The following is a 3246-nucleotide window of genomic DNA, read 5'->3' on the forward strand; positions in this document are numbered from 1 at the left end:
TGCTCTTCATGCTCTTCATGCTCTTCATGCTCTTCATAAGAAGAAATATAGAATATTTTTTCCGGAGCTAGATTGCTAAGCGCCTTATTTAACCCCTCTTCCATTTGTGGATGGATGGCTACGACTAAATTGGCATTTTCAATTAGTGAAAGCTGCGAAGGCTTAAGGTTAAAGTGATGTGCAGATTGATTAGAGTCTAACAGTAGCAAAGGATTGGATACACCTTGAGTGATGTTGCTGACAATTGAGTGAATTGGCTTAATGCTAACTACAATATTAAGGGTAGCAGTGGCAGGATTGGCAAGAATTAATAGAAGTAAAAGTAGGCGAGTCATAAGGAAAAATTATACCTTTATTTTTTACAAATAAAAATAGCTCGTTTCGGTGCAGGTAAGCCTTCAATAGTGAGGTTACTGTCATTTGGGTCTAAAAAATCTTTAATAGATTGCGTATTGTCACCAATCCAATGTGTTGCTCGCTGTTCTTCAGGGGTAGTTTTGGTGACGTCAATTAATTTAATGTCTTTAAAGCCGGTTTGTTCCAGCCAATGATGCAGTGTATTAGTTGAAGGTAGACACCAAACATTGCGCATGCGGGCATATCGATCCTCTGGAATTATTTGTTCACCGTATTGCTGATCAATAATTAAGGTTTCTAAAATAAGCTCGCCGCCATCAATAGTGATATCCATAAGTTGCTGGAGATGCAACATGTGATCTTTTTGATGATATAACACTCCCATAGAAAAAACCGTATCGAAGTGTGAATCGATTGGCATTTGCTCTAACTTTAGAGGTAGTACGTAAGCATTAGGTGGGCAACTCATCAATGTTCGAATAGCTTGGAATTGATAATTAAACAACAAAAAAGGCTCAATACCAAGCGCAATGCTAGCACCCTCTAGCGCCATTAAATAAGTAAAGTAGCCATTACCCGAGCCTACATCAAGGACAGTTTTTCCTTTAAGGGGTTGTATATGGTCTTTAAGTCGATCCCACTTCACATCACCGCGCCATTCACTATCAAGATTTAACTGACCAATTTGATAGGGGCCTTTACGCCATGGCATGAGTTGCTTTAAAGCATGAGTGAGTTTAGTGGCGTCGATGTTTGTATCGATAGCGACATATGGTCGCTTAAAACTAACTTGGCCAAGTGACGTTTTGTCAATACTATCAATGGCACACTCCCATTTTGGAATATTGCCATTGTTAACAGCAAAAGCTTGATTCGATAACTCAATCAAAGGCGCGCATATAGTCGATAAATGTGTTGATTGACAGTGTTTTTCAAATTCTTTAATCATACAAAACCAGAGTGATATAAAATAGCTACTAAAGAGGCATTTTAAATTATTTGGAGATTAAAGATATGATGAAAAATACATTAACTTTTGTTGCTGCAATCGCATTAACAACAAGCGTTTTTGCTGGTGGCGATGATCGTGATATGGGTCCAGTTGAAGCGCTAGACTCAATGCAGCCAGTGGCTGAGAAAACAGTTATTATTGAGCAAGCGCCAGACACGATGACTTTAAGTGACACATCTAAAGTAATCGGCCAAACACCTACAGGTTTTGCAGTGACAGAAAAAGCGCACGAAGCATGTCAGGTGACGTTAGGCTTATCAGAAGATAATATTGCTAGATTTAAAGACGCATTATCTGGTGGGTTTTTGTTCAACATCGGTCCTGTTGATGCAATGGGCACGTTATTTTCACCAGCACGATGGGCTGATTACTTCTCTTGTGTAGAGGGTCAGTAGACTAGTAATCAATATAAAAAAAGGCCTGCAAATGCAGGCCTTTTTTATGATTAAAGAAAAAACTTAAATCTCTAACAGAGAGTTTTCTTTTTCTGCTAATTTGGCATCAATTTCTTTGACACTAGCATCGGTGATTTTTTGTATGTTCTCTTCAGCTTTTCTAGCTTCATCTTCTGAAATTTCTTTATCTTTTAATAAATCTTTAAAATCAGAATTAGCATCACGACGGATATTTCGAATGGCGATTTTGGCATTTTCAGCTTCATCTCTAACCACCTTTACAAGGTCACGTCTACGCTCTTCAGTTAGTGGCGGTAGTGGGATGCGAATGACCTGGCCCATAGCTTGTGGATTGAGACCTAGATCTGACATCATGATGGCTTTTTCAGCGGCAGCTGACATGTCCTTTTCCCATACCGAAACCTTAAGGGTGCGCGAATCTTCAGCCACAATATTTCCTACTTGAGATAAAGGTACCATAGAGCCGTAATATTCGACTTGCACTTGTTCAAGTAGTGATGGGTGGGCACGACCTGCGCGAATCTTGCCAAAATTAGTTTCAAGAGAGTCAACACTTTTGCTCATGCGCTCTTTAGCATCTTGTTGGATTTCGTTTAACATAATTAATTCCTTACAATGGTTCCTAAAGGGTCACCCTTTAAAATATTAGATAGTGTGTTGGTATCTTCAAGCATGCTAAAAACGCAAATTTCAATATTATGTTCGCGGCACATGGCAAATGCTGAAGTATCCATGATTTGTAAATTATTGGCAATAGCCTCATCAAAGCTGAGCGTGTCATAGCGTGTTGCACTAGCATCTTTCATTGGATCGGCCGTATATACACCATCCACTTTGGTGGCTTTAAATACAGCTTCAGCACCAATCTCGATCGCTCTTAGTGTTGCACCAGTATCTGTTGTAAAGCATGGTGCACCTGTGCCCGCAGAAAAGATAACCACTTTGCCTTCGCTAAGTGCCAGTTTGGCTTTATTATGATCCATTGGCTCGCAAACACCACCACCAATAGGAAATCCAGACATAACCAATACATCAACATCATGCTTGCGACACGAGTCTGAGATTGCGAGTGCATTCATAACTGTTGCTAGCATGCCCATATGGTCACCAGTCACTCGATTCATGCCTGACTGAGCTAATGCAGCACCACGGAAAATATTACCGCCACCAACTACAATACCTACTTCCACGCCTTGAATTTTAACTGATTTGATAATACCCACAACCTTGTCTAACGTTGTAGGGTCAACGGTATTTTCAGGGCTTGCTAACGCTTCACCGCTAAGTTTTAATAAGATGCGTTTGTATTTACTCATGGTTAGAATTTAAAGGTTAATTAATAGAGACTGATTTTACCTATCTTGTTCGTTATAATGAACCCTTTGTCCGACATAATTTACCCTTCTTATGGATCAAATCAGCATACGTGGCGCTCGCGTTCATAACTTAAAAAATATCGAT

Annotated in this window: 5 protein-coding genes; 1 reads left to right on the plus strand and 4 read right to left on the minus strand. The window is 39.7% G+C overall.

Translation table 11 applies throughout. The annotated features are described in order from the left end of the window. A partial coding sequence (locus P8M52_RS06600) for a zinc ABC transporter substrate-binding protein (protein ID WP_300309070.1) occupies positions 1 to 335 on the minus strand: 335 nt, incomplete at its 3' end. A 17-nt stretch (positions 336 to 352) separates the two neighbouring features. Beyond that, the gene (cmoB, locus tag P8M52_RS06605; protein ID WP_300309072.1) at positions 353 to 1306 is read right to left on the minus strand and encodes a tRNA 5-methoxyuridine(34)/uridine 5-oxyacetic acid(34) synthase CmoB; all 954 of its coding nucleotides are present in this window, start codon (positions 1304 to 1306) and stop codon (positions 353 to 355) included. Between the two features lie 65 nt (positions 1307 to 1371). Here cmoB and P8M52_RS06610 point away from each other — a divergent pair, with 65 nt between their 5' ends. Further along, positions 1372 to 1764, plus strand: a complete 393-nt coding sequence (locus P8M52_RS06610) for a hypothetical protein (protein ID WP_300309074.1) — start codon at positions 1372 to 1374, stop codon at positions 1762 to 1764. A gap of 63 nt (positions 1765 to 1827) precedes the next feature. Here the strand turns inward: P8M52_RS06610 and frr are convergent, their stop codons facing one another. Together frr and pyrH are read right to left on the minus strand one after the other, a co-directional pair. Then, positions 1828 to 2385 carry a ribosome recycling factor gene (gene frr / locus P8M52_RS06615; protein WP_300309076.1) on the minus strand — a complete coding sequence of 186 codons (558 nt, stop codon included), beginning with the start codon at positions 2383 to 2385 and terminating at the stop codon, positions 1828 to 1830. A 2-nt stretch (positions 2386 to 2387) separates the two neighbouring features. Further along, positions 2388 to 3101 carry a UMP kinase gene (gene pyrH, locus P8M52_RS06620; RefSeq protein ID WP_300309078.1) on the minus strand — a complete coding sequence of 238 codons (714 nt, stop codon included), beginning with the start codon at positions 3099 to 3101 and terminating at the stop codon, positions 2388 to 2390. Positions 3102 to 3246: the final 145 nt, after the last annotated feature.

Source organism: Candidatus Thioglobus sp. (genome assembly GCF_029243085.1).
Lineage (GTDB): Bacteria > Pseudomonadota > Gammaproteobacteria > PS1 > Pseudothioglobaceae > Thioglobus_A.